The organism is Streptomyces sp. NPDC039423 (assembly GCF_055598725.1).
Genome location: NZ_JBVKAH010000007.1, coordinates 92,737 through 116,262, shown reverse-complemented (window position 1 = coordinate 116,262; position 23,526 = coordinate 92,737). Strand labels below are relative to the sequence as shown.

General features: G+C 73.2%; 23 protein-coding genes. 13 read left to right on the top strand and 10 right to left on the bottom strand.

From position 1 onward, the window contains the following. Nucleotides 1-335: 335 nt before the first annotated feature. Nucleotides 336-1,505 carry a xylose isomerase gene (gene xylA / locus ACZ7LK_RS22810; protein WP_392275815.1) on the bottom strand — a complete coding sequence of 390 codons (1,170 nt, stop codon included), beginning with the start codon at nt 1,503-1,505 and terminating at the stop codon, nt 336-338. An 82-nt stretch (nt 1,506-1,587) separates the two neighbouring features. Between xylA and xylB the strand changes: the two genes are divergently transcribed. Then, nucleotides 1,588-3,048 (top strand): xylulokinase, encoded by a 1,461-nt coding sequence (xylB, locus tag ACZ7LK_RS22805; protein WP_471142987.1) that lies wholly within the window; start codon nt 1,588-1,590, stop codon nt 3,046-3,048. Nucleotides 3,049-3,071: 23 nt separating this feature from the next. Continuing rightward, nucleotides 3,072-4,001 carry an RluA family pseudouridine synthase gene (locus ACZ7LK_RS22800; protein ID WP_469463917.1) on the top strand — a complete coding sequence of 310 codons (930 nt, stop codon included), beginning with the start codon at nt 3,072-3,074 and terminating at the stop codon, nt 3,999-4,001. Here the strand turns inward: ACZ7LK_RS22800 and ACZ7LK_RS22795 are convergent. The 4 genes from ACZ7LK_RS22795 to ACZ7LK_RS22780 all read right to left on the bottom strand — a co-directional run bounded on the left by ACZ7LK_RS22795 (nt 3,985) and on the right by ACZ7LK_RS22780 (nt 8,213). After that, on the bottom strand, nt 3,985-4,614 hold the full coding sequence (locus tag ACZ7LK_RS22795; RefSeq protein WP_392275812.1) for an MBL fold metallo-hydrolase: 630 nt from the start codon (nt 4,612-4,614) through the stop codon (nt 3,985-3,987). The genes ACZ7LK_RS22800 and ACZ7LK_RS22795 overlap by 17 nt on opposite strands. Further along, entirely contained in the window at nt 4,614-5,699 is a 1,086-nt protein-coding gene (locus ACZ7LK_RS22790; RefSeq protein WP_392275811.1) for an S-(hydroxymethyl)mycothiol dehydrogenase, read from the bottom strand. The genes ACZ7LK_RS22795 and ACZ7LK_RS22790 overlap by 1 nt, the downstream gene beginning before the upstream one ends. A 141-nt stretch (nt 5,700-5,840) precedes the next feature. After that, entirely contained in the window at nt 5,841-7,307 is a 1,467-nt protein-coding gene (locus tag ACZ7LK_RS22785) for an amino acid permease (RefSeq protein WP_469463916.1), read from the bottom strand. A 204-nt stretch (nt 7,308-7,511) separates the two neighbouring features. After that, nucleotides 7,512-8,213 (bottom strand): FadR/GntR family transcriptional regulator, encoded by a 702-nt coding sequence (locus tag ACZ7LK_RS22780; RefSeq protein ID WP_469463915.1) that lies wholly within the window; start codon nt 8,211-8,213, stop codon nt 7,512-7,514. A gap of 142 nt (nt 8,214-8,355) precedes the next feature. On the opposite strand from ACZ7LK_RS22780, the gene ACZ7LK_RS22775 reads away from it, so the two are divergent. From ACZ7LK_RS22775 to ACZ7LK_RS22760, 4 genes are read left to right on the top strand one after another with little or no spacing between them, the layout of a single operon-like run. Then, nucleotides 8,356-8,865, top strand: a complete 510-nt coding sequence (locus ACZ7LK_RS22775) for a gluconokinase (protein ID WP_392275808.1) — start codon at nt 8,356-8,358, stop codon at nt 8,863-8,865. Between the two features lie 22 nt (nt 8,866-8,887). Continuing rightward, complete coding sequence (locus ACZ7LK_RS22770) at nt 8,888-10,285, top strand: GntP family permease (RefSeq protein ID WP_471142982.1); 1,398 nt, start codon at nt 8,888-8,890, stop codon at nt 10,283-10,285. Nucleotides 10,286-10,342: 57 nt separating this feature from the next. Further along, nucleotides 10,343-10,768, top strand: a complete 426-nt coding sequence (locus ACZ7LK_RS22765) for an ASCH domain-containing protein (protein WP_392275806.1) — start codon at nt 10,343-10,345, stop codon at nt 10,766-10,768. Next, entirely contained in the window at nt 10,765-11,142 is a 378-nt protein-coding gene (locus tag ACZ7LK_RS22760; RefSeq protein WP_392275805.1) for a nuclear transport factor 2 family protein, read from the top strand. Before ACZ7LK_RS22765 ends, ACZ7LK_RS22760 begins: the two co-directional genes overlap by 4 nt. Nucleotides 11,143-11,218: 76 nt before the next feature. Here the strand turns inward: ACZ7LK_RS22760 and ACZ7LK_RS22755 are convergent, their stop codons facing one another. Beyond that, nucleotides 11,219-12,877, bottom strand: coding sequence for an FAD-binding dehydrogenase (locus ACZ7LK_RS22755; RefSeq protein ID WP_469463912.1), 1,659 nt, complete (start codon nt 12,875-12,877; stop codon nt 11,219-11,221). Nucleotides 12,878-12,963: 86 nt separating this feature from the next. Between ACZ7LK_RS22755 and ACZ7LK_RS22750 the strand changes: the two genes are divergently transcribed. From ACZ7LK_RS22750 to ACZ7LK_RS22740, 3 genes are read left to right on the top strand one after another with little or no spacing between them, the layout of a single operon-like run. Beyond that, the gene (locus ACZ7LK_RS22750) at nt 12,964-13,491 is read left to right on the top strand and encodes an NUDIX domain-containing protein (RefSeq protein WP_392275803.1); all 528 of its coding nucleotides are present in this window, start codon (nt 12,964-12,966) and stop codon (nt 13,489-13,491) included. Next, nucleotides 13,488-13,880 (top strand): YidH family protein, encoded by a 393-nt coding sequence (locus tag ACZ7LK_RS22745; RefSeq protein ID WP_392275802.1) that lies wholly within the window; start codon nt 13,488-13,490, stop codon nt 13,878-13,880. Before ACZ7LK_RS22750 ends, ACZ7LK_RS22745 begins: the two co-directional genes overlap by 4 nt. Continuing rightward, nucleotides 13,880-14,191, top strand: coding sequence for a DUF202 domain-containing protein (locus ACZ7LK_RS22740; RefSeq protein WP_392275801.1), 312 nt, complete (start codon nt 13,880-13,882; stop codon nt 14,189-14,191). The genes ACZ7LK_RS22745 and ACZ7LK_RS22740 overlap by 1 nt, the downstream gene beginning before the upstream one ends. Nucleotides 14,192-14,227: 36 nt before the next feature. On the opposite strand, the gene ACZ7LK_RS22735 is transcribed toward ACZ7LK_RS22740, so the two are convergent. Then, nucleotides 14,228-15,154: an NADP-dependent oxidoreductase gene (locus ACZ7LK_RS22735; RefSeq protein ID WP_469463911.1), complete on the bottom strand. Its 927-nt coding sequence runs from the start codon at nt 15,152-15,154 to the stop codon at nt 14,228-14,230. 114 nt (nt 15,155-15,268) lie between these two features. On the opposite strand from ACZ7LK_RS22735, the gene ACZ7LK_RS22730 reads away from it, so the two are divergent. The 4 genes from ACZ7LK_RS22730 to ACZ7LK_RS22715 all read left to right on the top strand — a co-directional run bounded on the left by ACZ7LK_RS22730 (nt 15,269) and on the right by ACZ7LK_RS22715 (nt 20,299). After that, complete coding sequence (locus ACZ7LK_RS22730; RefSeq protein ID WP_392275799.1) at nt 15,269-15,565, top strand: hypothetical protein; 297 nt, start codon at nt 15,269-15,271, stop codon at nt 15,563-15,565. Nucleotides 15,566-15,937: 372 nt separating this feature from the next. Beyond that, complete coding sequence (locus tag ACZ7LK_RS22725) at nt 15,938-16,960, top strand: phosphotransferase family protein (RefSeq protein ID WP_392275798.1); 1,023 nt, start codon at nt 15,938-15,940, stop codon at nt 16,958-16,960. Nucleotides 16,961-16,969: 9 nt separating this feature from the next. Next, nucleotides 16,970-18,184, top strand: coding sequence for an acyl-CoA dehydrogenase family protein (locus ACZ7LK_RS22720; protein WP_471142975.1), 1,215 nt, complete (start codon nt 16,970-16,972; stop codon nt 18,182-18,184). Between the two features lie 258 nt (nt 18,185-18,442). Further along, nucleotides 18,443-20,299, top strand: coding sequence for a lysyl oxidase family protein (locus ACZ7LK_RS22715; protein ID WP_471142972.1), 1,857 nt, complete (start codon nt 18,443-18,445; stop codon nt 20,297-20,299). Nucleotides 20,300-20,308: 9 nt separating this feature from the next. Here the strand turns inward: ACZ7LK_RS22715 and ACZ7LK_RS22710 are convergent, their stop codons facing one another. Genes ACZ7LK_RS22710 through ACZ7LK_RS22700 form a run of 3 tightly spaced genes read right to left on the bottom strand, consistent with a single transcriptional unit; the run spans nt 20,309 to nt 23,371 of the window. Further along, nucleotides 20,309-20,902: a TetR/AcrR family transcriptional regulator gene (locus tag ACZ7LK_RS22710; protein WP_392275795.1), complete on the bottom strand. Its 594-nt coding sequence runs from the start codon at nt 20,900-20,902 to the stop codon at nt 20,309-20,311. A 43-nt stretch (nt 20,903-20,945) separates the two neighbouring features. Beyond that, the gene (locus ACZ7LK_RS22705) at nt 20,946-22,607 is read right to left on the bottom strand and encodes a class I adenylate-forming enzyme family protein (RefSeq protein ID WP_392275794.1); all 1,662 of its coding nucleotides are present in this window, start codon (nt 22,605-22,607) and stop codon (nt 20,946-20,948) included. Beyond that, nucleotides 22,604-23,371, bottom strand: a complete 768-nt coding sequence (locus ACZ7LK_RS22700; protein ID WP_471142969.1) for an SDR family oxidoreductase — start codon at nt 23,369-23,371, stop codon at nt 22,604-22,606. Before ACZ7LK_RS22700 ends, ACZ7LK_RS22705 begins: the two co-directional genes overlap by 4 nt. Between the last annotated feature and the right edge of the window lie 155 nt (nt 23,372-23,526).

The following is a 23,526-nucleotide window of genomic DNA, read 5'->3' as shown; positions in this document are numbered from 1 at the left end:
CAGAGCCCCCTAGGACGATCCGGCCCGCGGACGACGTTCGAGGGAGAGGGCCACGGCCTCGGGCGAACCGGCCCGCGGACGGGCGACGGGCCGGGGTGGGGCCGTGCAGGGTCGCCCCCGCAGAGGATGGGGATCCCCCCTGCTCCAGCGAAGCCGAGAGCTTGGGGGAGGCAAGGGGCGGGTGCCCTTACCGGTGGCGCAGGCCGCCGGCCTCGAGGAGGTGAGCCCGGAGGGGCCACACCCCCCACCCACCGGCAGGCACCGCATCGCCGGGACCGGAAGAGGCCACCCACCGGCAGGCGCCGCGCACCGGGCACCGAGCGCGGCCGGCGGGCTCAGCGGGTGGCCAGGAGGTGTTCGAGGGCCAGTTGGTCGAGGCGCTCGAAGGACATGGAGCGGGCCGCCGCCGTCGCGGGGTCGAAGGTCTCGTACGCCGAGGCGTCGGCGAGCAGCCCGGCGAGGCCGTCGGCGGCGGTGGGGCGGGTGAGGTCGGGTACGCGGGAGGCGGCGAGGGCGGCTCGGACCTCGGGGTCGGCGCGGAACGCGGCGGCGCGGTCCTTGAGGATCAGGTAGTTGCGCATGCAGTTCTTCGCGGACTCCCAGACGCCGTCGGGGCCGTCGGTGCGGACGGGCTTGAAGTCGAAGTGGCGGGGGCCGTCGTAGCCGGCGCTCTCCAGAAGGTCGACCAGCCAGAAGGCCTGGCGGAGGTCGCCGGCGCCGAAGCGGAGGTCCTGGTCGTACTTGATGCCGGACTGGCCGTTGAGGTCGATGTGGAAGAGCTTGCCCGCCCACAGGGCCTGGGCGATGCCGTGGGGGAAGTTGAGGCCCGCCATCTGCTCGTGGCCGACCTCGGGGTTGACGCCGACGAGTTCGGGGCGTTCCAGGCGCTCGATGAAGGCGAGGGCGTGGCCGATGGTGGGCAGGAGGATGTCGCCGCGCGGCTCGTTGGGCTTGGGCTCGATGGCGAAGCGCAGGTCGTAGCCCTGGGAGGTGACGTACTCGCCGAGGAGGTCGAAGGCCTCCTTCATGCGGTCCAGGGCCGCCCGGACGTCCTTCGCGGCGCCCGATTCGGCGCCCTCGCGGCCGCCCCACGCGACGTACACCCCGGCGCCGAGCTCGACCGCGAGGTCGATGTTGCGGATCGTCTTGCGCAGGGCGTAGCGGCGGACGTCGCGGTCGTTGGCGGTGAAGGCGCCGTCCTTGAAGACCGGATGGGTGAAGAGGTTGGTGGTGGCCATGGGGACCTTGAGGCCCGTGCGGTCGAGGGCGGCGCGGAACCGCTTGACCAGCGCTTCGCGCTCGGCGCCGGAGGACCCGTGGGGGATCAGGTCGTCGTCGTGGAAGGTCACGCCGTACGCGCCGAGGGCCGCGAGGCGCTCGACCGTTTCGACCGGGTCGAGGGCGGGGCGGGTGGCGGTACCGAAGGGGTCGGCGCCCTGCCAGCCCACCGTCCACAGCCCGAAGGTGAACCTGTCCTCGGGAGCGGGGATGAAGCGTTCCGACATGTCCGGGCCTCCAGCCGATCTATTTGTTTTCTGACATTACTAATACGCTACGGGAAGCCCTTCGCCAAGAGAGAGGTGCGCGATGTCGTCGTCCCCGGTGGTCATCGGTGTGGACAGTTCCACCCAGTCGGCCAAGGCGGTCGTGGTGGACGTGGTGTCCGGGCGGGTGGTGGCGACGGGCCGGGCCGCCCACACCGTGAGCGGCGAGGGCGGCGCCCGGGAGAGCGACCCCGAGCAGTGGTGGCGGGCACTGGCCGCGGCCGTGGGCGAGGCCCTGCGCGGCCGGGACGCCCGGGCGGTGACCGGCATCGCGGTGGCCGGCCAGCAGCACGGACTGGTCGTCCTGGACGCCGCGGGCCGCCCGCTGCGTCCCGCGCTGCTGTGGAACGACACCCGCGCGGCACCGCAGGCCGCCGCGCTCGCCGGGGAGCTGGGCGCCGGCGGCTGGCTGGCCCGTACCGGTTCGGTGCCCGTGGCGTCGATGACGGCGGCCAAGTGGCGCTGGCTGTGCGAGCACGAGCCGCGTACCGCCGCGGCGGCCGCCGCCGTGCGCCTCCCCCACGACTTCCTCACCGAGCGGCTCGCCGGCACCGCCGCCACCGACCCGGGGGACGCGTCCGGCACCTGCTGGTACGCCACCGCGACCGGGGCGTACGACCCGGGGCTGCTGGACCTCCTGGGGCTGGACGGCGCCCTGCTGCCGGCGGTCGCCCCGTCGGGGGCCACCCGCGTGGGGTCGCTGACGGCCCGGGCGGCCGGGGAGCTGGGCCTGCCGGAGGGCATCGCCGTCGCCGCGGGCACCGGGGACAACATGGCCGCCGCCGTGGGGCTCGGGCTGGGCGCGCGGGGGCTGCTCGACCACCCGGTGGTGTCGCTCGGTACGTCCGGGACCGTCTTCGCGGCCACCCGCACCCGGCCGGCGACGGCCGCGCTGGCCGGGTTCGCCGCCACCGACGGCACGTTCCTGCCGCTGGGCTGCACGCTCAACTGCACGCTGGCGGTCGACAAGGTGGCGGCGCTGCTGGGCCTGGACCGGGAGGACGCCGCGCCCGGCGGGGAGGCCGTCCTCCTGCCGTACCTGGACGGTGAGCGCACCCCCGATCTGCCCCGCGCGTCGGGTCTGCTGACCGGGCTGCGGCACGCGACCACCCGGCAGCAGCTCCTGGGGGCCGCCTACGAGGGCGCGGTGTTCACGGTCCTGCGGGTGCTGGACGAGCTGCCTCCGGCGGGTGCGGACGTGCCGCTGCGGCTGATCGGCGGCGGCGCCCGGGGGCGTACGTGGGTGGAGACCGTGCGCCGCCTGTCGGGGCGGCCGGTGGTGCTGCCGCGCGCCCCGGAGCCGGTCGCGCTGGGTGCCGCCGCGCTGGCGGCGGGGGCGGCGACCGGAGAGGATCCGGTGGCCGTGGCGTCCGCGTGGGGCGGCGGTGCGGGCGAGGCGCTCCCGGCAGTGGAGCGCGACCGGGCCGCCTGGGACCGGATCGCCGCCGCCCTGCCCGCCGCCGGCGCCCTGGGGGCCCGGTGGGAGGCGCGTACGCCCGGGTGACGTGGGCGTATACCGTGGGGCGGGTGAGACGCAGGACCAGGGCCCCGGTGGCCCCGCTTCCGCAGCGCGACGGCGTGGACCCGGTGCGGCTGCGGCTGCCGGCCGACCCGGAGGGGGCGTGGGCGACCGTCCGGGACCATCTGCTGGGCCGGTACGCGGGGGCGATCGGCGCCGGGCGGGTGGACGCGATGCTCGCGGCGGGCCGCTTCGTGGGGGCGGACGGGGTGCCGGTCGGGGCGGACGAGCCGTACGCGCCCGGGCGTTACGTGTGGTTCCACCGGGACTTCCCGCCCGAGGAGCGGGTGCCGTTCGAGGTGGGGATCGTGCACCGGGACGAGCGGATCGTGGTCGCCGACAAGCCGCACTTCCTGGCCACGACGCCGCGCGGGCGGCACGTCACGGAGACGGCGGTGGCGCGGTTGCGGCGCGAGCTGGGCCTGCCCGGGTTGCAGCCGGCGCACCGGCTGGACCGGCTGACGGCGGGGCTGGCGCTGTTCGTGGTGGAGCCCGGGGACCGGGGCGCGTACCAGTCGCTGTTCCGGGACCGGCGGGTGCGCAAGGAGTACGAGGCGGTGGCCCCGTACGATCCGGGGCTCCCGCTGCCGGTGACCGTGCGCAGCCGGATCGTGAAGGAGCGGGGGGTGCTCGCGGCCCGGGAGGAGCCGGGCGAGCCGAACAGCGAGAGCCGGGTCGAGCTGCTGGAGCACCGGGGCGGGCTCGGCCGGTACCGGCTGGTGCCGGCGACCGGCCAGACCCACCAGCTCCGGGTGCACATGGCCCGGCTGGGCGTGCCGATCCTGCACGATCCGCTGTATCCGGTGGTGCGGGAGGACGGGCCGGAGGACTTCACCCGACCGCTGCAACTGCTGGCGCGGCGGCTGGAGTTCACCGACCCGGTCACGGGTGTGCCGATGCGGTTCGTGAGCGGGCTGTCGCTCAGTGGCCTCGGTTGATCCACTCCTGGAGGTGCGGGGCCTCGGCGCCGATGGTGGTGCCGTCCCCGTGTCCGGTACGGACGACGGTGTCCGGCGGCAGGGTGAGCAGCCGGTCGCGGATCGAGTCGATGATCGTGGGGAAGTGGGAGAAGGACCGGCCGGTGGCGCCCGGGCCGCCCCGGAAGAGGGTGTCGCCGGTGAAGACGGTGCCCAGGTCGGGCGCGTACAGGCAGACGGCGCCGGGGGCGTGGCCGGGGGTGTGCAGGACGGTGAGGTCGGTGCCCGCGATGGTGAGGGTCCGGCCGTCGGTGAGTTCCCCGTCCGGGTAATGGTCGGGGTGGGTCCGCTTCCACAGCGGCAGGTCGTCGGGGTGCAGCAGGACGCGGGCGCCGGTGGCGGCGGCGAGCGCCGGGGCGGCGCCGATGTGGTCGTCGTGGGCGTGCGTGCAGATGATGGCCCGCAGCGTCCGGCCGTCGAGAGCGGCGAGGATGGCGTCGGCGTCGTGGGCCGCGTCGATGACGACGGCCTCGGCGCCGTCCCCGACGATCCACACGTTGTTGTCGACGTCCCAGGTGCCGCCGTCCAGCGAGAAGGTGCCGGAGGTGACGAGGTGGTCGATGCGCGCGGTCATCAGAAGACCACCACCGAGCGCAGGACGTCGCCCTCGTGCATCCGGGCGAACGCCTTCTCGACGTCGCCGAGGCCGATCGTCTCGGTGACGAAGGCGGCCAGGTCGATGCGGCCCTGCCGGTGCAGGTCGATGAGCATGGGGAAGTCGCGGGAGGGGAGGCAGTCGCCGTACCAGGACGACTTGAGGGCGCCGCCGCGTCCGAAGACGTCGAGGAGCGGGAGCTCCAGGGTCATCTCGGGGGTCGGTACGCCGACGAGGACGACGGTGCCGGCGAGGTCGCGGGCGTAGAAGGCCTGCCGGTACGTCTCGGGCCGGCCGACCGCCTCGATGACGACGTCGGCGCCGAAGCCGTCGGTGAGTTCACGGATCGCCTCGACGGGGTCGGTGGTGCGGGAGTTGACGGTGTGGGTGGCGCCCATGGTCCGGGCGGTCTCCAGCTTGCGGTCGTCGATGTCGACGGCGATGATCCGCGCGGCGCCCGCCAGCCGGGAGCCCACGATCGCCGCGTCGCCGACGCCGCCGCAGCCGATGACGGCGACGGAGTCGCCCCGGCCGACCTGGCCGGTATTGATCGCCGCGCCGATGCCGGCCATGACGCCGCACCCCAGGAGGCCGGCGACGGCGGGGGCGACGGACGGGTCGACCTTGGTGCACTGGCCGGCGGCGACGAGGGTCTTCTCGGCGAAGGCGCCGATGCCGAGGGCGGGCGACAGCTCGGTGCCGTCCTCCAGGGTCATCTTCCGTACGGCGTTGTGGGTGGCGAAGCAGTACCAGGGCCGGCCCCGCCGGCACGCCCGGCAGGTGCCGCAGACGGCCCGCCAGTTGAGGATGACGAAGTCGCCGGGCGTGACGTCGGTGACGCCGTCGCCGACGGACTCGACCACACCGGCGGCCTCGTGGCCGAGGAGGAACGGGAAGTCGTCGTTGATGCCGCCCTGCTTGTAGTGCAGGTCGGTGTGGCACACCCCGCACGCCTGGATCCGGACGACGGCTTCGCCGGGGCCGGGGTCGGGGACCAGGATGGTCTCCACCCGCACGGGTTCGTTCTTCCCCGGGGCAATGACCCCTGTGACCTGCTGCGCCATCGTGGCTCTTCCCTTCGTCACGCGATTGTCCGGCACCACTATTCCGGTCGGGGGCGTCCCGGGGGGTGCATATTCGGCCGCACAAGCGAAGCCCCCGCCGGACGGGTGTCCGGCGGGGGCTCGACGCGTGCCCGGGGTGGGTCAGTCCTGCGGCTGCGAGGTGGCCAGCGCGTTGACGCGCTTGCGGACGGCGAACCAGCCGCCGACGAGCAGGGCCGCGATCAGCGGCAGGCAGTTGACGGTGGTCCGGCCGACGCCGCCGCCGTACCACATCAGGCCGAGGACGGAGACGAGGAAGACCAGCGTCACGATCTGGGTGTACGGGGCCCAGGGCAGCTGGTAGGAGGGGCGGGTGACCTTGCCCTCCTTGGAGCGCGACCAGAACAGCAGCGAGCAGAGCATGATCATGCCCCAGGTGCCGAGGATGCCGATGGAGGCGAGGTTCAGCACGATCTCGAAGGCCTCGCCGGGCATGACGTAGTTCAGGGCGACGCCGAGGACGCCGAAGCCGGCGGTGAGCAGGATGCCGCCGTAGGGCACCTGGCCCTTGTTCATCCGGGCGGTGAACTTGGGCGCGGAGCCGGACATGGCCATCGAGCGCAGGATGCGGCCGGTGGAGTACAGGCCGGAGTTCAGGCTGGAGAGGGCGGCGGTGAGGACGACCAGGTTCATGACGCCGGCCGTGCCGGGGATGCCGAGCTTGTCGAAGACGGTGACGAAGGGGCTCTGGTCGCCGGAGAACGAGGTGTACGGCAGGAGCAGGACCAGCAGGACGACCGAGCCGACGTAGAACAGGCCCACGCGCCACATGATCGAGTTGATCGCCTTCGGCATGATCTTCTCGGGGTTCTCGGTCTCACCGGCGGCGACGCCGACCAGCTCGACGGACGCGTAGGCGAAGACGACGCCCTGGACGACCATCAGCATCGGCACCATGCCCATCGGGAAGATGCCGCCGTTGTCGGTGATGGTGGCGAGACCCGGGGTGTGGCCGCCGACCTCGTGCTGGGTCACCACCAGGAAGATGCCCACGCACATGAAGATCACCAGCGCGGCGACCTTGATGATCGCGAACCAGAACTCCATCTCGCCGAAGTACTTCACCGAGATCAGGTTCGCGGTGAGGACGACGGCCAGGGCGATCAGGGCGAGGATCCACTGCGGGACGTCGCTGAACATGGCCCAGAAGTGGGCGTAGGTCGCCGCCGCGGTGATGTCGGCGACGGCGGTGGTCGACCAGTTGAGGAAGTACAGCCAGCCGGCCGTGTAGGCGCCCTTCTCGCCCATGAACTCACGGGCGTAGGAGACGAAGGCGCCGGAGGAGGGACGGTAGAGCACCAGCTCACCGAGGGCCCGGACGACGAAGAAGGCGAAGACGCCGCAGACCGCGTACGCGATCGCGAGCGAGGGACCGGCCCCGGCCAGGCGGCCACCGGCGCCGAGGAAGAGGCCGGTGCCGATCGCGCCACCGATGGCGATCATGTTGACGTGGCGGGACTTGAGGTCCTTGCTGTAACCGGCGTCACCGGCGTCGATGTGGGGGGCGCCCGTCGCCGCGGGAGTCCCGGGGCTCAGGGTGTCGGCCGCAGGCATGGTGCGGTCACTCATCTGGAAGTCGCCTTTGTGAGGGGTCGTGCGGTATCAGCCAGCCGTACGTGGGTGATGAATGTGGTCACCGCGGCAGAAGGCCAGGGCACATAGTCACGGCTTCGCCGCCGTTTTGGCTGTGGCCTATGTCACGTACGGGCGGATCTGAGGTGTTTTTGAGGTTACCGACTGGTTAATCAGCGTTGAGCAGCTTACGTGGTGGAGCTACGGGGCGAGGACGTCGAGCTCCCGGAGCGCCCCGGTGGCGATCTCCCTGGTGAGCCGCTCGGCCCGGTCCGCGTCCCGCTCCCGTACGGCCTCGGCGACCCGCACGTGGAGGGTGACGGCGGCCGGGTCGGGGTCCTCGAACATCACGTGGTGGTGCGTCCGCCCCGCGAGGACCTCGGCGACCACGTCGCCGAGCCGGGCGAACATCTCGTTGCCGGAGGCGTTGAGCACAATCCGGTGGAAGGCGATGTCGTGGACCAGATACGCCTCGAGCTGCCGGCCGCGCGAGGTCGCGACCATGCCGAGGGCCTGCTCGGTCAGCTCCCGGCACTGCTCGGGGGTGGCGTGGGTGGCCGCGAGGCCGGCGGCGACCGGCTCGACGGCGGAGCGGAGGACGGTGAGCGAGCGGAGCTGGCGGGGGCGGTCGGCGCCGGCCAGCCGCCAGCGGATGACGCGCGGGTCGTAGACGTTCCACTGCTCGGTGGCGCGCACGGTCACGCCGACGCGGCGGCGCGACTCCACCAGGTGCATGGATTCCAGGACGCGGACCACCTCGCGGATCACGGTGCGTGACACCTCGAAGCGCTGGGCGAGCTCGTCGGTGCGCAGCACACTGCCCGGCGGGTACTCCCCCGCGGTGATCGCCAGGCCCAGGGTGTCCAGGACATGCGTGTGGAGCCCGGGTGCCTGCGTCGTCATGTGCATAGCGTAACCGCCACTGAAAAGTATGACTTTTACGTCACAGGCTCTTGAATACGTCGTACCAGATGGGTTTCAGTGTGCGGCGACGGATGCCGCGCGGGCGTCCGGATCGATGTCGAGGAAGACAGCGAGGCACCCCATGGAGCAACCCCCCGTCGTCGTGGTGATGGGCGTGGCCGGGACCGGCAAGACCACCGTCGGCCCGCTGGTCGCCGAACGCCTCGGCGTCCCGTACGCCGAGGGCGACGACTTCCACCCCGAGGCGAACATCGCCAAGATGTCGGCCGGCGTCCCGCTGGACGACGACGACCGGTGGCCCTGGCTGGACGCCATCGGGCGGTGGGCGCACGGGCGGGCGGGCCTCGGCGGGGTGGTGAGCAGCTCGGCGCTGAAGCGGTCGTACCGCGACCGGCTGCGGGCGGCCGCGCCCGGTGCCGTCTTCCTGCACCTGACCGGCGACCGGTCGCTGATCGAGGGGCGGATGGCCGCGCGCACGGGGCACTTCATGCCCGCCGCGCTCCTGGACTCGCAGTTCGCCACGCTCCAGCCGCTCGGGGACGACGAGGCCGGGGTGGCCGTGGACGTCGCCGGCTCCCCCGAGGACATCGCCGACCGGGCCGTCGCCGCGCTGCGCCGGCTCGCCCCCTGATCCGCCTACCCGAGGAACCCCTGTGACCAGTCTCAACGTCGAGATGCTGGCAGCGGACGCCACCGAGCCGATCACCTCGGCCGGCAACGCCCGGCTCGGCATCGCCGTCCTGGCGGGCATCGCCCTCATCGTCCTGCTCATCACCAGGACCAAGCTGCACGCCTTCCTGGCGCTGACCATCGGCTCACTGGCGCTCGGCGCCTTCGCCGGCGCCCCGCTGGACGCGACCATCGCCTCGTTCACCAAGGGCCTCGGCTCGACCGTGGCGGGAGTCGGTGTGCTCATCGCGCTCGGGGCGATCCTCGGCAAGCTGCTCGCCGACTCGGGCGGTGCGGACCGGATCGTCGACACCATCCTGGCGAGGGCGGGCGGCCGGGCCATGCCGTGGGCGATGGTGCTGATCGCCTCGGTGATCGGGCTGCCGCTGTTCTTCGAGGTCGGGATCGTGCTGCTGATCCCGGTGGTGCTGATGGTGGCCCAGCGGGGCGGCTATTCGCTGATGCGGATCGGCATCCCGGCGCTGGCGGGCCTGTCCGTGATGCACGGGCTGATACCGCCGCACCCCGGCCCGCTGGTCGCCATCGACGCCATCGGCGCCAACCTGGGCGTGACGCTGGCGCTGGGCATCGTCGTCGCCGTCCCGACCGTGATCATCGCCGGTCCGCTCTTCTCCCGGTACGCGGCGCGCTGGGTGGACGTCCCGGTGCCCGAGCGGATGGTCCCCCAGCGGGCCTCCGAGGACCTGGAGCGCCGGCCGGGCTTCGGCGCCACGGTCGCGACGGTGCTGCTGCCCGTGGTGCTGATGCTGGTCAAGGCGCTGGTGGACATCGTGGTGGACGACCCGGAGAACCACGTCCAGCGGGTGACCGACGTCATCGGCTCCCCGCTGATCGCGCTGCTCGCCGCCGTCCTGGCCGGCATGTTCACGCTGGGCCGGGCGGCCGGCTTCACCAAGGAGCGGATCTCCTCCACGGTCGAGAAGTCCCTCGCCCCGATCGCCGGCGTACTGCTGATCGTCGGCGCGGGCGGCGGTTTCAAGCAGACGCTCATCGACGTGGGCGTCGGGCGGATGATCCTGGACTTCTCCGAGGACTGGTCGGTTCCGGCGCTGCTGCTCGCCTGGCTGATCGCGGTGGCGATCCGGCTGGCCACCGGCTCGGCGACGGTCGCCACCATCTCGGCGGCCGGGCTGGTCGCACCGCTGGCGGCCGACATGTCGACCGCCCACGCGGCGCTGCTGGTACTGGCGATCGGCGCGGGCTCGCTGTTCTTCAGCCATGTCAACGACGCCGGGTTCTGGCTGGTGAAGGAGTACTTCGGGATGTCCGTCAGCCAGACGGTCAAGACCTGGTCGGTGATGGAGACGATCATCTCGGTCGTCGGCATCGGGTGCGTGCTGCTGCTGTCCCTGGTGCTGTAGCCGCGCCCCGGGTATTGCCTCGCGGTCGGGGCGGCGGTCTTGCCAGACTGTCGCCCCATGACGGACTCCGAACAGCTCAAGCCGTATCTGCTGGCCTTCCCCGGGCCGTTGCGCGACCGGTTGGTCGCCGCCGTCCTGTCGGGCGAGAAGGTGTCGACGACCGGTCTCCTCGTGGAGTACGAGGCGGAGGACGAGGAGCTGCCGGAGATCGGCGAACGCTCCGCGCTCATCGACTCCGACGGCCGCGAGGTGGCGGTGGTCGAGGTGACGGAGGTGCGGGTGCTGCCGCTCGGCGAGGTGGACCTGGCGCACGCGCTCGACGAGGGCGAGGGGTACGCCTCGGTCGCCGAGTGGCGGGCGGGCCACGAACGCTTCTGGCACGGCGCCGAGATGCGCGAGGCCCTCGGGGACCCGGACTTCACGGTGGACGACGGGACGATGGTGGTCGCCGAGCGGTTCCGCGTCGTGGAGCGTCTGCGGTGACGGGGGTGGACGAGGCGGTCGCGGGCGAGTTGCGGCTGGTGGACCCGGCGGTACGCACGTCCCGGGCGGAGGCGGCCCGGCTGCTGCACCCGGACTTCGTGGAGGTCGGCGCCTCGGGGCGGCGGTGGAGCCGGGACGACATGCTCGCCGCGCTGCCGGAGCTGGAGGGCGGTGCGGCGGACGGGCCCCGGTACGAGGTGTCCGGCATGACGGGCGTCCTGCTCGCCCCGGACCTGGTGCATCTGACGTACGAGGCGGTCCTGGACGGCCGCCGGACCCGGCGCAGCTCCCTCTGGCGCCGCGACCCGGAGACCGGCGGCGCCTGGCGGCTGTACTACCACCAGGGGACTCCGGTGCCGGAGGGCGTGCCCTAGGGAGTGTGGCGACACCCGCCTCGGGGGGTGCCGTGCCGGCAGGGCCGCGGGGCACCCGCGCGCGGCCCGATGCGCGCTACGCGCCGGTGGCCTGCGCGGCGGCGCGGCCGGCGGCGCGGCCCGAGAAGATGCACCCGCCGAGGAAGGTGCCCTCCAGGGCCCGGTAGCCGTGGACGCCGCCGCCGCCGAAACCGGCGGCTTCGCCGGCCGCGTAGACGCCGGGCAGCGGGGTGCCGTCGGCGGTGAGCACGCGGGAGGAGAGGTCGGTCTCCAGGCCGCCCAGTGACTTGCGGGTGAGGATGTTGAGGCGTACGGCGATGAGCGGGCCCGCCTTGGGGTCGAGGACGCGGTGCGGGGCGACCGTGCGGATCAGTTTGTCGCCGAGGTACTTGCGGGCCCCGTGGATCGCCGTGACCTGGAGGTCCTTGGTGAAGGGGTTGGCGATCTCGCGGTCGCGGGCGACGATCTCGCGGCGCAGCGCGGCCTCGTCGATCAGCGGTTCCTTCGTCAGCGCGTTCATGCCGCGCACCAGGGACGTCAGGTCGTCCTCGACGACGAAGTCGGCACCGTGGTCCATGAACGCCTTGACGGGGCCGGGGACGTCGGCGCGGGCGCGGTCCAGGACGCCCCGCACGGACTTGCCGGTGAGGTCGGGGTTCTGCTCGGACCCGGAGAGGGTGAACTCCTTGCCGATGATGCGCCGGTTGAGGACGAACCAGGTGTGGCCGTGGCCGCTCCGCGCGATGTGTTCGAGGGTACCGAGCGTGTCGAAGCCGGGGAACAGCGGGACGGGCAGCCGCCGGCCGTGCGCGTCCAGCCACAGCGAGGACGGTCCGGGGAGGATGCGGATGCCGTGCCGCGCCCAGATGGGGTTCCAGTTCTCGATGCCCTCGGTGTAGTGCCACATCCGGTCGCGGTTGATGTGGTGGGCGCCAGCCTCCTCGGCGATGCCGAGCATCAGGCCGTCGACGTGGGCGGGCACGCCGGAGAGCAGCTTCTCGGGCGGGGTACCGAGCCGCTCGGGCCACTGGGCCCGGACCAGGTCGTGGTTGCCGCCGATGCCGCCCGAGGTGATGACGACGGCCTGGGCCCGGTACGCGAACGTGCCGGTGACCCGGCGGCTGCTGGCCGTGCCGCGCTCGGCGCCGGACGGCTCCAGGACCTCGCCGCTGACGGTGTCGACGGCGCCCGCGGTGCGGCCGAGGCCGGTGACCCGGTGACGGAACGCGAGCCGTACGAGGCCCCGGTCGACGCCCGCGCGGACGCGGCGCTCGAAGGGGGCGACGAGGCCGGGGCCGGTGCCCCAGGTGATGTGGAAGCGCGGGACCGAGTTGCCGTGCCCGGTGGCGCCGTAGCCGCCGCGTTCGGCCCAGCCGACGACCGGGAAGAAGCGGACGCCCTGCCGGTGCAGCCAGGCCCGCTTCTCGCCGGCCGCGAAGTCGACGTACGCCTCGGCCCACGCGCGCGGCCAGTGGTCCTCGGGGCGGTCGAAGCCGGCGGTGCCGAGCCAGTCCTGGAGGGCGAGGGCGTGGCTGTCGCGGATGCGCATCCGGCGCTGTTCGGGCGAGTCGACGAAGAACAGCCCGCCGAAGGACCAGTGCGCCTGGCCGCCGAGGGACTGTTCCGGCTCCTGGTCGAGGAGGATGACGCTGCGGCCCGCGTCGACGAGCTCGGCGGTGGCGACCAGGCCCGCGAGACCCGCCCCGATCACGATCACATCAGCGTCGTACGCCATGGGTCCTCATCCTTGTCGGCCGGGTGCTCCGATCTTCGGTACGCGGCGGTAACACGTCAACAGGCGGGCGGTGATTTCATGGCCGCATGAGCGCTGCCGAAGAGATCCTGGACGTCGTCGACGAGCACGACGAGGTGGTGGGGCGGGCGCCGCGCGGCGAGGTGTACGCGCGGGGCCTGCGGCACCGGTGCGTGTTCGTCCTGGCCCGGGACGCCGAGGACCGGCTGTTCGTCCACCGCCGCACGGCCACCAAGCTGGTCTTCCCGTCGCTGTACGACATGTTCGTGGGCGGTGTCGTCGGGGCGGGCGAGGGCTACGACGAGGCGGCGCTGCGGGAGGCGGAGGAGGAGCTGGGCGTGCGCGGGCTGCCGGCGCCCACGCCGCTGCTGAAGTTCCTGTACGAGGACGGGGGCGGGCGCGGGTCGTGGTGGTCGGCCGTGTACGAGGTGCGGTGCGCCCTGCCGGTGGAGCCGCAGGCCGAGGAGGTCGCCTGGCACGCGTTCCTGCCGGAGCGGGAGCTGGAGGCGCGGCTGGGCGACTGGGAGTGGGTGCCGGACGGGCTGGCGGCCTACGAAAGGCTGCGCGAGTACCGCGCCGGTAGTCTGATCATGTGAGCGACTTCGTGCGGGGCCTGCGGCTGTGGTTCGCGCCGCAGCGGATCCGGGAGGAGGGCGCGACGCCCGACTACCGGTTCTCCCTCGCCAACGAGCGCACCTTCCTGGCCTGGCTCCGTACCGCGCTGGCGCTGGTCGGCGGCGGGTTCGCGGTGGACCAGTTCCTGCCCGACCTGCGGTGGGGCGTCCGGGTGGGGATGGCGCTCGCCCTGCTGGCCGCCGGGGCGCTGTGCGCGCTACGGGCGGTGAACCACTGGGTGCGGTGCGAGCGGGCGATGCGGCGGGGCGAGGACCTGCCGGTGAGCCGCTTCCCGACGCTGCTGAGCCTGGCGGTGGGTCTGGTCGCGGGCGCGATGGTGGTGGTCGTCCTGTTCGGCTGGCGCGACTGATGGACGTGGGCGGCCGCGACCCGGGGCTCCAGCCGGAGCGGACGCGGCTGGCGTGGCGGCGTACGACCCTGTCGGCGACGGTCGCGGCGGTGCTCGCCGCCAAGCAGGCGCTGCACGACGGGGTGGACGCGGCGGGACTGGTGGGGGCGGGGCTGTCGCTGCTGGTGTGGCTGGCGTTCCTGATCGTCGCCCATCGCCGGGTGGGGGCGCTGGCCCCGGTGCGCCCGGTCCCGATGACGCCGCGCGGCGCGGTCGCGGCGGCGGCCTGCACGGTGGCGCTGGCCGCGTTCGGGGTGGCGGTGGTGGTGTGAGCGTGGCGGCGTGTCACGGGTTCCGCCGCCCGCGCCTCAGCCGACGGTGACGACGACCTTGCCGTGCAGGCCGCCCTCCCGGTTGGCGCGCTGGGCCTCGGCGGCCTGCTCCAGGGGGAAGGTGCGGGCGACCCGGACCGACAGGGCGCCCTGTTCGGCCAGTTCGGCGAGGACCGTGAGGTCGGCCATGTCGGGGCGTACCCAGTAGTAGTGGCCGCCGAGCGCGACGACCTCGCCGTCGGCGACGGAGGCCAGGCGGCCCTCGGGGGCGAGCAGGTGGGCGGAGTCCTTGAGGACCTGACCGCCGACGGTGTCGAGGGCCGCGTCCACGCCGTGCGGGGCCAGCTTCCTGACCCGTCCGGTGAAGCCGTCCCCGTACGCCACCGGTTCGGCGCCCAGCTCGCGTACCCGGTCCAGGCCGTTCCCGCGGGCGGCGCCGATGACCCGGGCACCGATGTGCCGGGCGATCTGGACGGCCATCGAGCCGACGGCGCCGGACGCGGCGTTCACCAGGACGGTGTCGCCCGGCCGCACGGCGAGCGCCCGGTGCAGCGCCTGGTACGCCGTGAGGCCGGCCAGCGGCAGGGCCGCCGCCTCCTCGAAGCCCAGGTTGCGGGGCTTGCGCGCCAGGGTGCGGACGGGCGCCGCGACGTACTCGGCGAAGGTGCCGTGGCACAGGACGTCCTCGCGGACGTACCCCATCACCTCGTCCCCGACGGCGAACTCCGGTACGGACACCCCGGGCTGGACGACGACGCCGGAGACGTCCCAGCCGGGGATCACCGGGAAGACGGTGTCGAAGGTCGTGTCGAGGTACCCGGCCTGGGCCTTCCAGTCGACCGGGTTGACGGCGGCAGCGCGCACCCGGACGAGCACCTTGTCCGGGCCCACCTTGGGGTCCGGCCGGTCGCCGTACTCGAGGACTTCGGGGCCGCCGTAGTGGTGGTAGCTGATGGCCTTCATGGTCCGACCCTCCGGGCCGCTCCGCCGGCTCGCAAGCGGAGGGAACCACAAACCGATCAATGCCGACAAAAAGGGCTAGCCTGGTGGTGTCGTCCTCGACGTCGGAGGCCCGCGATGACCGTTCTCCATCAGGAACACTCCTCGCACACCCACGTGCACGGTCCGGCCTGCGGGCACCGGGCGATGGTCCACAACGACCACCTGGACTACGTCCACGACGGGCACCTGCACCGGGAGCACTCCGGGCACTGGGACGAGTGCGAGCCGGGGGAGCACATCGCCCACAGCGGGCACAGCCACGAGCACGGCGAGGGGTGCGGGCACCCGGCCGTCGCACACGGCGACCACATGGACTACGTGCACGAGGGACACCGGCACGCGGCGCACGAGGGCCACTGGGACGATCACTGACCGCCGCCACCGACCGGGGTGCGCCCGGGGCCCGCGCCGAGGCCGGCCGGCCTCCGGGGACGGGTGAGCCGCCGCACACCCACTCGCCGGGCCCGGAGCGCGCGTTCATGTCCGTGACCGGGTGACGGCCGGGGCTTGGGGCGGGCGGCGGGCCGGGGCCGGGAGGGTAGAGGGCGGGTGCAGCGGCGATGAGCGAGGTGGGCGGGACACAGTCGATCGGCGACGGCGTTCTCTCCTGTGCACGCTGTTCAGTGACATGACCCCGGAGCTGGATACCCACAGGCGATTACCGGTCCGGTACTGGACGACATACCGACTGGTCGGTCATGCTGCGTACCACCACCCGTCTTCCCGTATCCGGAGGTGCGAACGATGAGCTCAGCTCCCCCACCAGGTCTCGATCCCGAGCGGTTGCGCGGCTTCCTCGACCGCGAGCGGCCCGGCCTGGTGAGCGGACCGCTCAGCGCCCGCCTCGTCGAGGGCGGCCGGTCGAACCTCACGTACCTCGTCACCGACTCCACCGGCCAGTGGGTGGTGCGCCGCCCGCCGCTCGGACACGTCCTCGCCACCGCCCACGACATGAGGCGCGAGCACCGGGTGATCAGCGCCCTGCACCCGACGGCGGTGCCGGTCCCCGAGCCGCTGGTGCTGTGCGAGGACGAGGAGGTGCTCGGAGCGCCGTTCTACGTCATGGAGTTCGTGTCCGGCACCCCGTACCGCACCGCCGCGCAGCTCGCCCCGCTCGGCCCCGGGCGCACCCGGGCCGCCGTCCTCGGCCTGGTCGACACCCTGGTCGACCTGCACGCGGTGGACCCCGCGGCCGTGGGGCTCGGCGACTTCGGGCGGCCCGACGGCTTCCTGGACCGGCAGCTCCGGCGCTGGGGCAAGCAGCTCGACGCCTCCCGCAGCCGCGAGCTGGCCGGGATCGACGAGCTGCACGCCGCCCTGGGCCGTGACCTGCCGCGCTCCCCCGCGGCGACCGTCGTGCACGGCGACTACCGCCTGGACAACGCGCTGCTGGGCGAGGACGACCGGGTGAACGCCGTCCTGGACTGGGAGATGTCCACGCTCGGCGACCCGCTCACCGACCTGGGCCTGCTGGCCATGTACAGCGTCCGGCTGGACCTGCCGCACTCCCCCGTCTCCACCACCGCGGCCGCGCCCGGGCACCCCTCGCCCGCCGAGCTGGTCGAGCGCTACGCCGACCGCTCCGGCCGCGACACCTCCGCCATCTCCTGGTACACGGCGTTCGCCTGGTTCAAGCTCGCCGTGATCCTGGAGGGCATCCACTACCGCTACACCCTCGGGCAGACCGTCGGCGCCGGTTTCGACCGGATCGGCGAGCTGGTCCCGGTCTTCATCGAGCACGGCCTCACCACCCTCCAGGAAGGCTGACCGTCACCCATGGACTTCGCATTCGACGCGCGCACCGAGGAACTGCGGGCGAAACTCCTCGCCTTCATGGACGACTTCGTCTACCCGGCGGAGGAGCTCGCGCACGAGCAGCGCGCGAAGCTCGCCTCCCCGTGGGACACCCCGGCGGTGGTCGAGGATCTCAAGGCCGAGGCGCGCCGGCAGGGCCTGTGGAACCTCTTCCTGCCCGACGAGGAGCACGGCGCCGGTCTGACGAACCTCCAGTACGCCCCGCTCGCCGAGATCACCGGCCGCTCCCCGCACCTGGCGCCCACGGCGCTGAACTGCGCGGCCCCGGACACCGGCAACATGGAGGTGCTGGCCCAGTTCGGCGACGAGCGGCAGAAGGAGCGGTGGCTGCGGCCGCTGCTCGCCGGGGAGATCCGGTCCGCCTTCGCGATGACCGAGCCCGAGGTGGCCTCGTCCGACGCGACCAACATCGAGACCCGGATCCGGCGGGACGGTGACGACTACGTCATCAACGGCCGCAAGTGGTACATCTCCGGGGCGATGAACCCGGACTGCGCGATCTTCATCGTGATGGGCAAGACCGACCCGGACGGCGAGGACGTCCGCCGCCAGCAGTCGATGGTCCTGGTGCCCCGCGACACCCCGGGGCTGCACGTCCGGCGCGCGATGCAGGTGTACGGGTACGAGGACCACTCCCACGGCGGACACGCCGAGGTCGTCTTCGAGGACGTCCGGGTGCCGGCGGCGAACCTGATCGGCGAGGAGGGCGGCGGCTTCGCCATCGCCCAGGCCCGGCTCGGCCCCGGGCGCATCCACCACTGCATGCGGCTGATCGGCATGGCCGAGCGGGCGATCGAGCTGATGTGCCGCCGTGCGGTGTCCCGTACCGCCTTCGGCAAGCCGCTGGCCGCGCAGGGGCAGGTGCAGGGGTGGATCGCCGACGCCCGGGTGACGGTGGAGCAACTGCGGCTGCTGGTGCTGAAGACGGCCTGGCTGATGGACACGGTCGGCAACAGGGGCGCCCACACCGAGATCCAGGCCATCAAGATCGCCACGCCCCGCGCGGTGGTGGACATCATCGACAAGGCGGTCCAGGTGCACGGCGCGGGAGGCGTCAGCCAGGACTTCCCGCTCGCCGAACTGTGGGCGTCGGCACGCACGTTGAAGCTCGCGGACGGCCCGGACGAGGTGCACCAGCGGTCGCTGGCGCGGCGGGAGCTGAAGGCGTACCTCTGAGTTCCCGTACGGAAGCGGGTGGAGCCCGGGGCCTTCGTGGTCCCGGGCTCCTCCGCGTGCGAGGCCCGGCGACGGGAACCGCGGGGCGGTCCGGTCCGGCGGCCGGTGACTGGTTTCGGCCAAGGATCCGGGGGTGACCGGTTCACAGCCAACCCACAGGACCCGGGGACGCTCTCACGGGCCGGAGACGGCCACGCGCCCCGACCACGCGCGCCGGCCGCCCTCCGTCCCCGATCGGCACTCGCAGAACGAGGAACGATGACCAGATCCCACCAGACCCGTCTCGGGCGCTCGGTGATCGCCGGAACCGCGGCCGTCGCCGTGACCGCCGGCATCGTCGCCGCCGCGCCCGACGGCAAGGCGGCCCCGTCCACCCCGCAGCTCAGCCTGATCGCCGCCGCCAAGTCGGTGACGCTCGACTCCTACAAGGAGGAACCGGGCGTCTACCTCGACCTCGGTACCTACCTCACCGCCGAGGGCGCCCCGCTGGAACTGAGGGTGACCCGCAAGTCCTACAAGGACCCGGTCGTCGCCACGCAGATGGTCCGCGAGGGGAACAGGACCCGCGCCAAGGCGCTGCCCGCGGGCCTGGTGAAGGACTTCTCGGGGCTGCCCGGGTTCGTCCAGGTCACCCTCACCAACGCGGCCGGGAAGACCGTGCTGAACCGCACGGAGGACTTCTGCCCCAACAACGCCTCGGGACGGGTCCGGCCCGACGCCCCGGCGACGTCGAAGTATCCGGAGAGCTGCCCCACCAACCCCTTCACGCTCGGTTCCGTGTGGGGCGTGGAGCAGGGCTGGGCCGCCAACACGTACGCGGGCGTCTACTCGCGGCCCGTCGTCCTGCCGGCCGGCACCTACACGGCCAAGGTGTCCGTGGCGAAGCGCTACCGGGACGTCTTCGGCATCGCGGACAAGCCGCAGACGGTCAAGGTGACCGTGCGCGAGGTCAGCGGCGAGGGGGGCGGCGCCGGAGTGGCGTCCGCCGCGCGGCGCGACACCCACGCGGCCGGCCACACCGGGGTGACCGCCCCGGCCGGGCACGACGGGCACGCGGCCCCGTCCGCCGCCGGGCACGACGGGCACGGCGCTCCGGCGGGCCACGGCACGCACCCGGCTCCGGCCGGGCACGGCACCGCGGCGGCCGGGCACGGCACCGCGGGCGGGCACGCGGGGCACGGGGCCGTGGCCCCGGCGGCGCCCGCGGCTCCCACCAGCGGTGCGGGACCCTCGTACAACGTGGGCCACGGGCCTCTGATCCCGGCACCGCCCGCCGTGCCGTGGGCGGTCAAGCGGCAGGGCCTGAAGGCGGGGGCGCGGATGGGTGACGGGGGCGGCCAGACCGACGGCTCCCGCAAGGCGCCCGCGGTGAAGGCCGTCCCCAAGCGGCCGACCGGCAAGGCGACCGTGCCCGACGTCCCCAAGCCCGACCTCCGTTCGCTGCCCGCCTACGGCATCACCGTCAGCCCGCCGGCCACCGAGGGGCCCGACAAGGGCAAGGACTTCCTCGCCTTCAGCGCCAACGTGTGGAACGCCGGCCCCGCCCAGCTCGTCGTCGACGGCTTCCGCTCCCCCGGCAAGGAGCTGATGGACGCCTACCAGTACTTCTACGACGCCAAGGGCAAGCAGGTCGGCTACACCCCGACCGGCACCATGGAGTGGGACCCGCGCCCGGGCCACGTGCACTGGCACTTCACCGACTTCGCCAGCTACCGGCTGCTGAAGGCGGACCAGAAGGAGGCCGTGCGCAGCGGCAAGGAGGCCTTCTGCCTGGCCAACACGGACGCGGTCGACTACACGGTGAAGAACGCCAACTGGCACCCGTACAACACCGACCTGTCCACGGCCTGCGGCCAGGAGAACTCGATCTCGGTGCGTGAGGTGCTGGACGTCGGTTCCGGCGACACCTACACCCAGGACCTGCCCGGCCAGTCCTTCGACATCACCACGCTGCCGAACGGCACCTACTACATCCAGGTGCTGGCCAACCCGGCGAAGCGGCTCAAGGAGACCGACCTGACCAACAACAGCGCGCTGCGCAAGATCGTCCTCGGCGGGAAGAAGGGCGCCCGTACGGTCACCGTGCCGGCGCACGACCTGGTGAACGCCAACTGACGTCCGGCGTCAGGGCCGCAACGCCCTCAGCAGCAGGTCGGCCAGGTGGTCGGCCACCTGCTGGGGGCTGAGCGGCCCGCCCGGGCGGTACCAGGTGGACAGGTGGTGGACCGAGCCGAAGTGGTAGTCCACCACCAGGTCCGCGGGCGTGGCGGTGGAGAAGACGCCCTCCTCCTGGCCCTCCTCGATGAGGGCCCGGAACCGCTCGTGGTAGCGGCGCCGCTCCGCCCGCACCTGCTTGTTCTTCTCCGGGCTCAGGTGGTGCATCGACCGGAAGAAGATCGACGCGTCGTCGAGGTTGTCGATGGTGGTGACCACCACGTCGGCGGCGGCGTCGCGCAGCCGCTGCTCCACCGGGGCGTCCGCGCCCGCGAAGGCGTCCAGCCGCTCCTGCTGGAGCCGCAGCACGCGCGAGTACACCTCCTGGAGCAGGTCCTCCTTGGAGCCGAAGTAGTGGTAGAGGGCGCCCTTGGTGACGCCCGCCGCCTCGACGATCTCCTGGACGGAGGTGCGGTCGTAGCCGCGCTCCGCGAAGAGCCGGGTGGCGGTGGCCAGCAGCCTCTGGGGGACGGGGGTGCCGCTCCCGTCCGTCGTCCTGGCCATGTGCCGCCACCTCTCTCGTGTCCGCGTCCGTGTCGCCGTCGTCTTACGCGGGGTAACGCAGTTCCCGCCTGAGGATCTTCCCACTCGTGGTTTTGGGGAGTTCCGGCAGGATCTCGACCTCGCGGGGATATTTGTACGCCGCCAGCCGCCGCTCGCAGTACGCGGACAGCTCGGCGGGCTCGATCGAGGCGCCGGGCCGGAGGCTGACGTAGGCCTTGACCGTCTCCCCCCGGTAGGCGTCGGGGACCCCGACGACGGCCGCCTCGCGGACCGCCGGATGGGTGTGGAGGACGTCCTCCACCTCGCGCGGCCACACCTTGAAGCCGGAGGCGTTGATCATGTCCTTCTTGCGGTCGACGACGTAGAGCCAGCCGTCCGGGTCCATGAAGCCGATGTCGCCGGTGCGCAGTTCGCCGTCCGGGAAGGTCGTGGCGGTGGCCTCCGGCAGCCGCCAGTAGCCGGGGACGACCTGGGGGCCGCGTACCGCGATCTCGCCCTGCTCGCCGAACGGCACCTCGGCGCCCGTTTCGTCCAGGATGCGCACGACGGTCGCGGGTCCCGGCACGCCGACCGACAGGGTGCCGGAGACGGGGTCGACCGGCGCCTCCTTCTCGGGCGGTACGGAGGCGCAGGGGGCGGTGCACTCGGTGAGGCCGTAGCCGTTGCGGATGTAGGGGCCGAACGCGGTGCGGAACTTCTCGACGAGCGCCGGGGGCACCGGGGCGCCGCCGGAGGAGATCACCCGGAAGGAGGCGAAGTGGCCGGGCGTGGCGGCGGGGTGGGCGGCCAGGGCCATGAAGGCGGTGGAGGGGCCGACGGTGTAGGCGGGACGGTGCTCGGCGAAGGCGTCCAGGACGACGCCCGCCTCGAAGCGGTACGCGAGGACGAGGGTGCCCGCGTTGGCGACGCAGGCGGCCAGTTCGCAGACCAGGCCGGTGATGTGGAAGAGCGGGGCGAGGGCGAAGTAGGCCGCGCCCTCCTCGACGGGGTGGCCGGTGCGCTGCCGCTCGGCGTTGTACATGATCCCGTCGTGCCGGTTCATGGCGCCCTTGGGGGTGCCGCTGGTGCCGGAGGTGTAGCTGATCAGGGCGATGTCGGGGCCGGCGGGGTCCCGCCCGTCGGGCGCCGGGTGCCCGGCCCGCGCGACGGCGACCAGGTCGTGGGTGTCGGCCGGGACGGGCAGCCGCTCGAAGCCGAGGACGCGCGGGTCGTCGCGGGTCTGGAGGTCCTTCTCGCAGGCGGTGAGGACGACGGTCACGGACGAGGCCGCGGCGGTCCCGCGGAGGTACGCCTCCCAGGCGCGGTCGGAGCAGACCAGCGCGCTCGCCCCGGAGTCGTCCAGGGCGTGGGCGACCTCGGCCGACTTGTACATCGGGTTCAGCGGGACGACGGTGGCGCCCGCCTTCCAGGCGCCGAGGAGGGCGAGGACGAAGTGCGGGGTGTTCTGGAGCATGACCGCGACCCGGTCGCCGCGGCCGATGCCCCGGGAGGCCAGGTGTCCGGCCACCGAGTCGGAGAGCGCGTCGGTCTCGCGGTAGGTCAGGCGACCGTCGAAATAGGCCAGCGCGGGGTGCTCCGGGGCGCGGGCGGCGGCCGCGCGGAGGGCGTGCACCAGGGTGGCCGCCGGCCGGACCGGCGCCCGCTGGGCGTCGCTGAGCTGGGCGAGCCAGGGCTTGGCCGCGTAGATCGAGGTCGTCGGGTTCACTGCCCGCTGCCCTCCCACTTCTGCTGGATGTGGCTCATATTGTTCAGCCAGCGTTCGGGGTCGCTCGCACGGGCCCGGTAGTAACCGGCCACCTCGGGGTGCGGCAGGATCAGGAAGCGGTCGGACTCGATGCCCTCGAACAGCGCGTCGGCCACGTCCTCGGGTTCGATGGCGGTGGGGGCGAGGACGAGGTCCCCGGCCGAGCCGGCGGCGGTGAGCATGTCGGTGCGGACGCCCTGCGGGCAGATCGCGTGGACCTTCAGGCCGCGGTGGCGGTAGGTGAGCGAGAGCCATTCGGCGAAGGCGTAGGCGCCGTGCTTGGACACGCTGTACGGCACGGCGCCGACCATGGTGAGCAGCCCGGCGGCGGAGACGGTGGAGACGAAGCGGCCCGAGCCGCGCTCCAGCCAGTCGGGCAGCAGGGCGCGGGCGGCGCGGACGTGGGCCATCACGTTGACGTCCCAGGCGGCCGCCCAGACGTCCTCGCCGGCGAAGGCGTCGCCGGGTGAGGCGAGGCCGGCGTTGGCGCAGTAGACGTCGACGGTGCCGCCGAGCGCCTCGCGGGCCTCGTCGACGATCGCGGAGGCGTCGCCGGGGACGGCGGTGGCGCCGATCTCGTCGGCGACGGCCTTGGTGCGGGCGGGGTCGAGGTCGTTGACCACGACGCGGGCCCCTTCCGCGGCGAACCTGCGCGCGAGGGCGGCTCCGATACCGCCGCCCGCTCCGGTGACGACCACGCCCGCGCCCTGGACCGTCGTGCTCATCGGGACCCGCCTCTCTGGTGACTGGTGTCTGGCGTGCCCGCGGTGCCGGTGACCGGTGCCGGGCGGCCTGTCGCCGGTGCCCGGCGACCTGTGGCCGGCGCCCGGTGAGGGTGACCGATGACCACGGACGAGCGACAGACTAACCAGTCGGTATG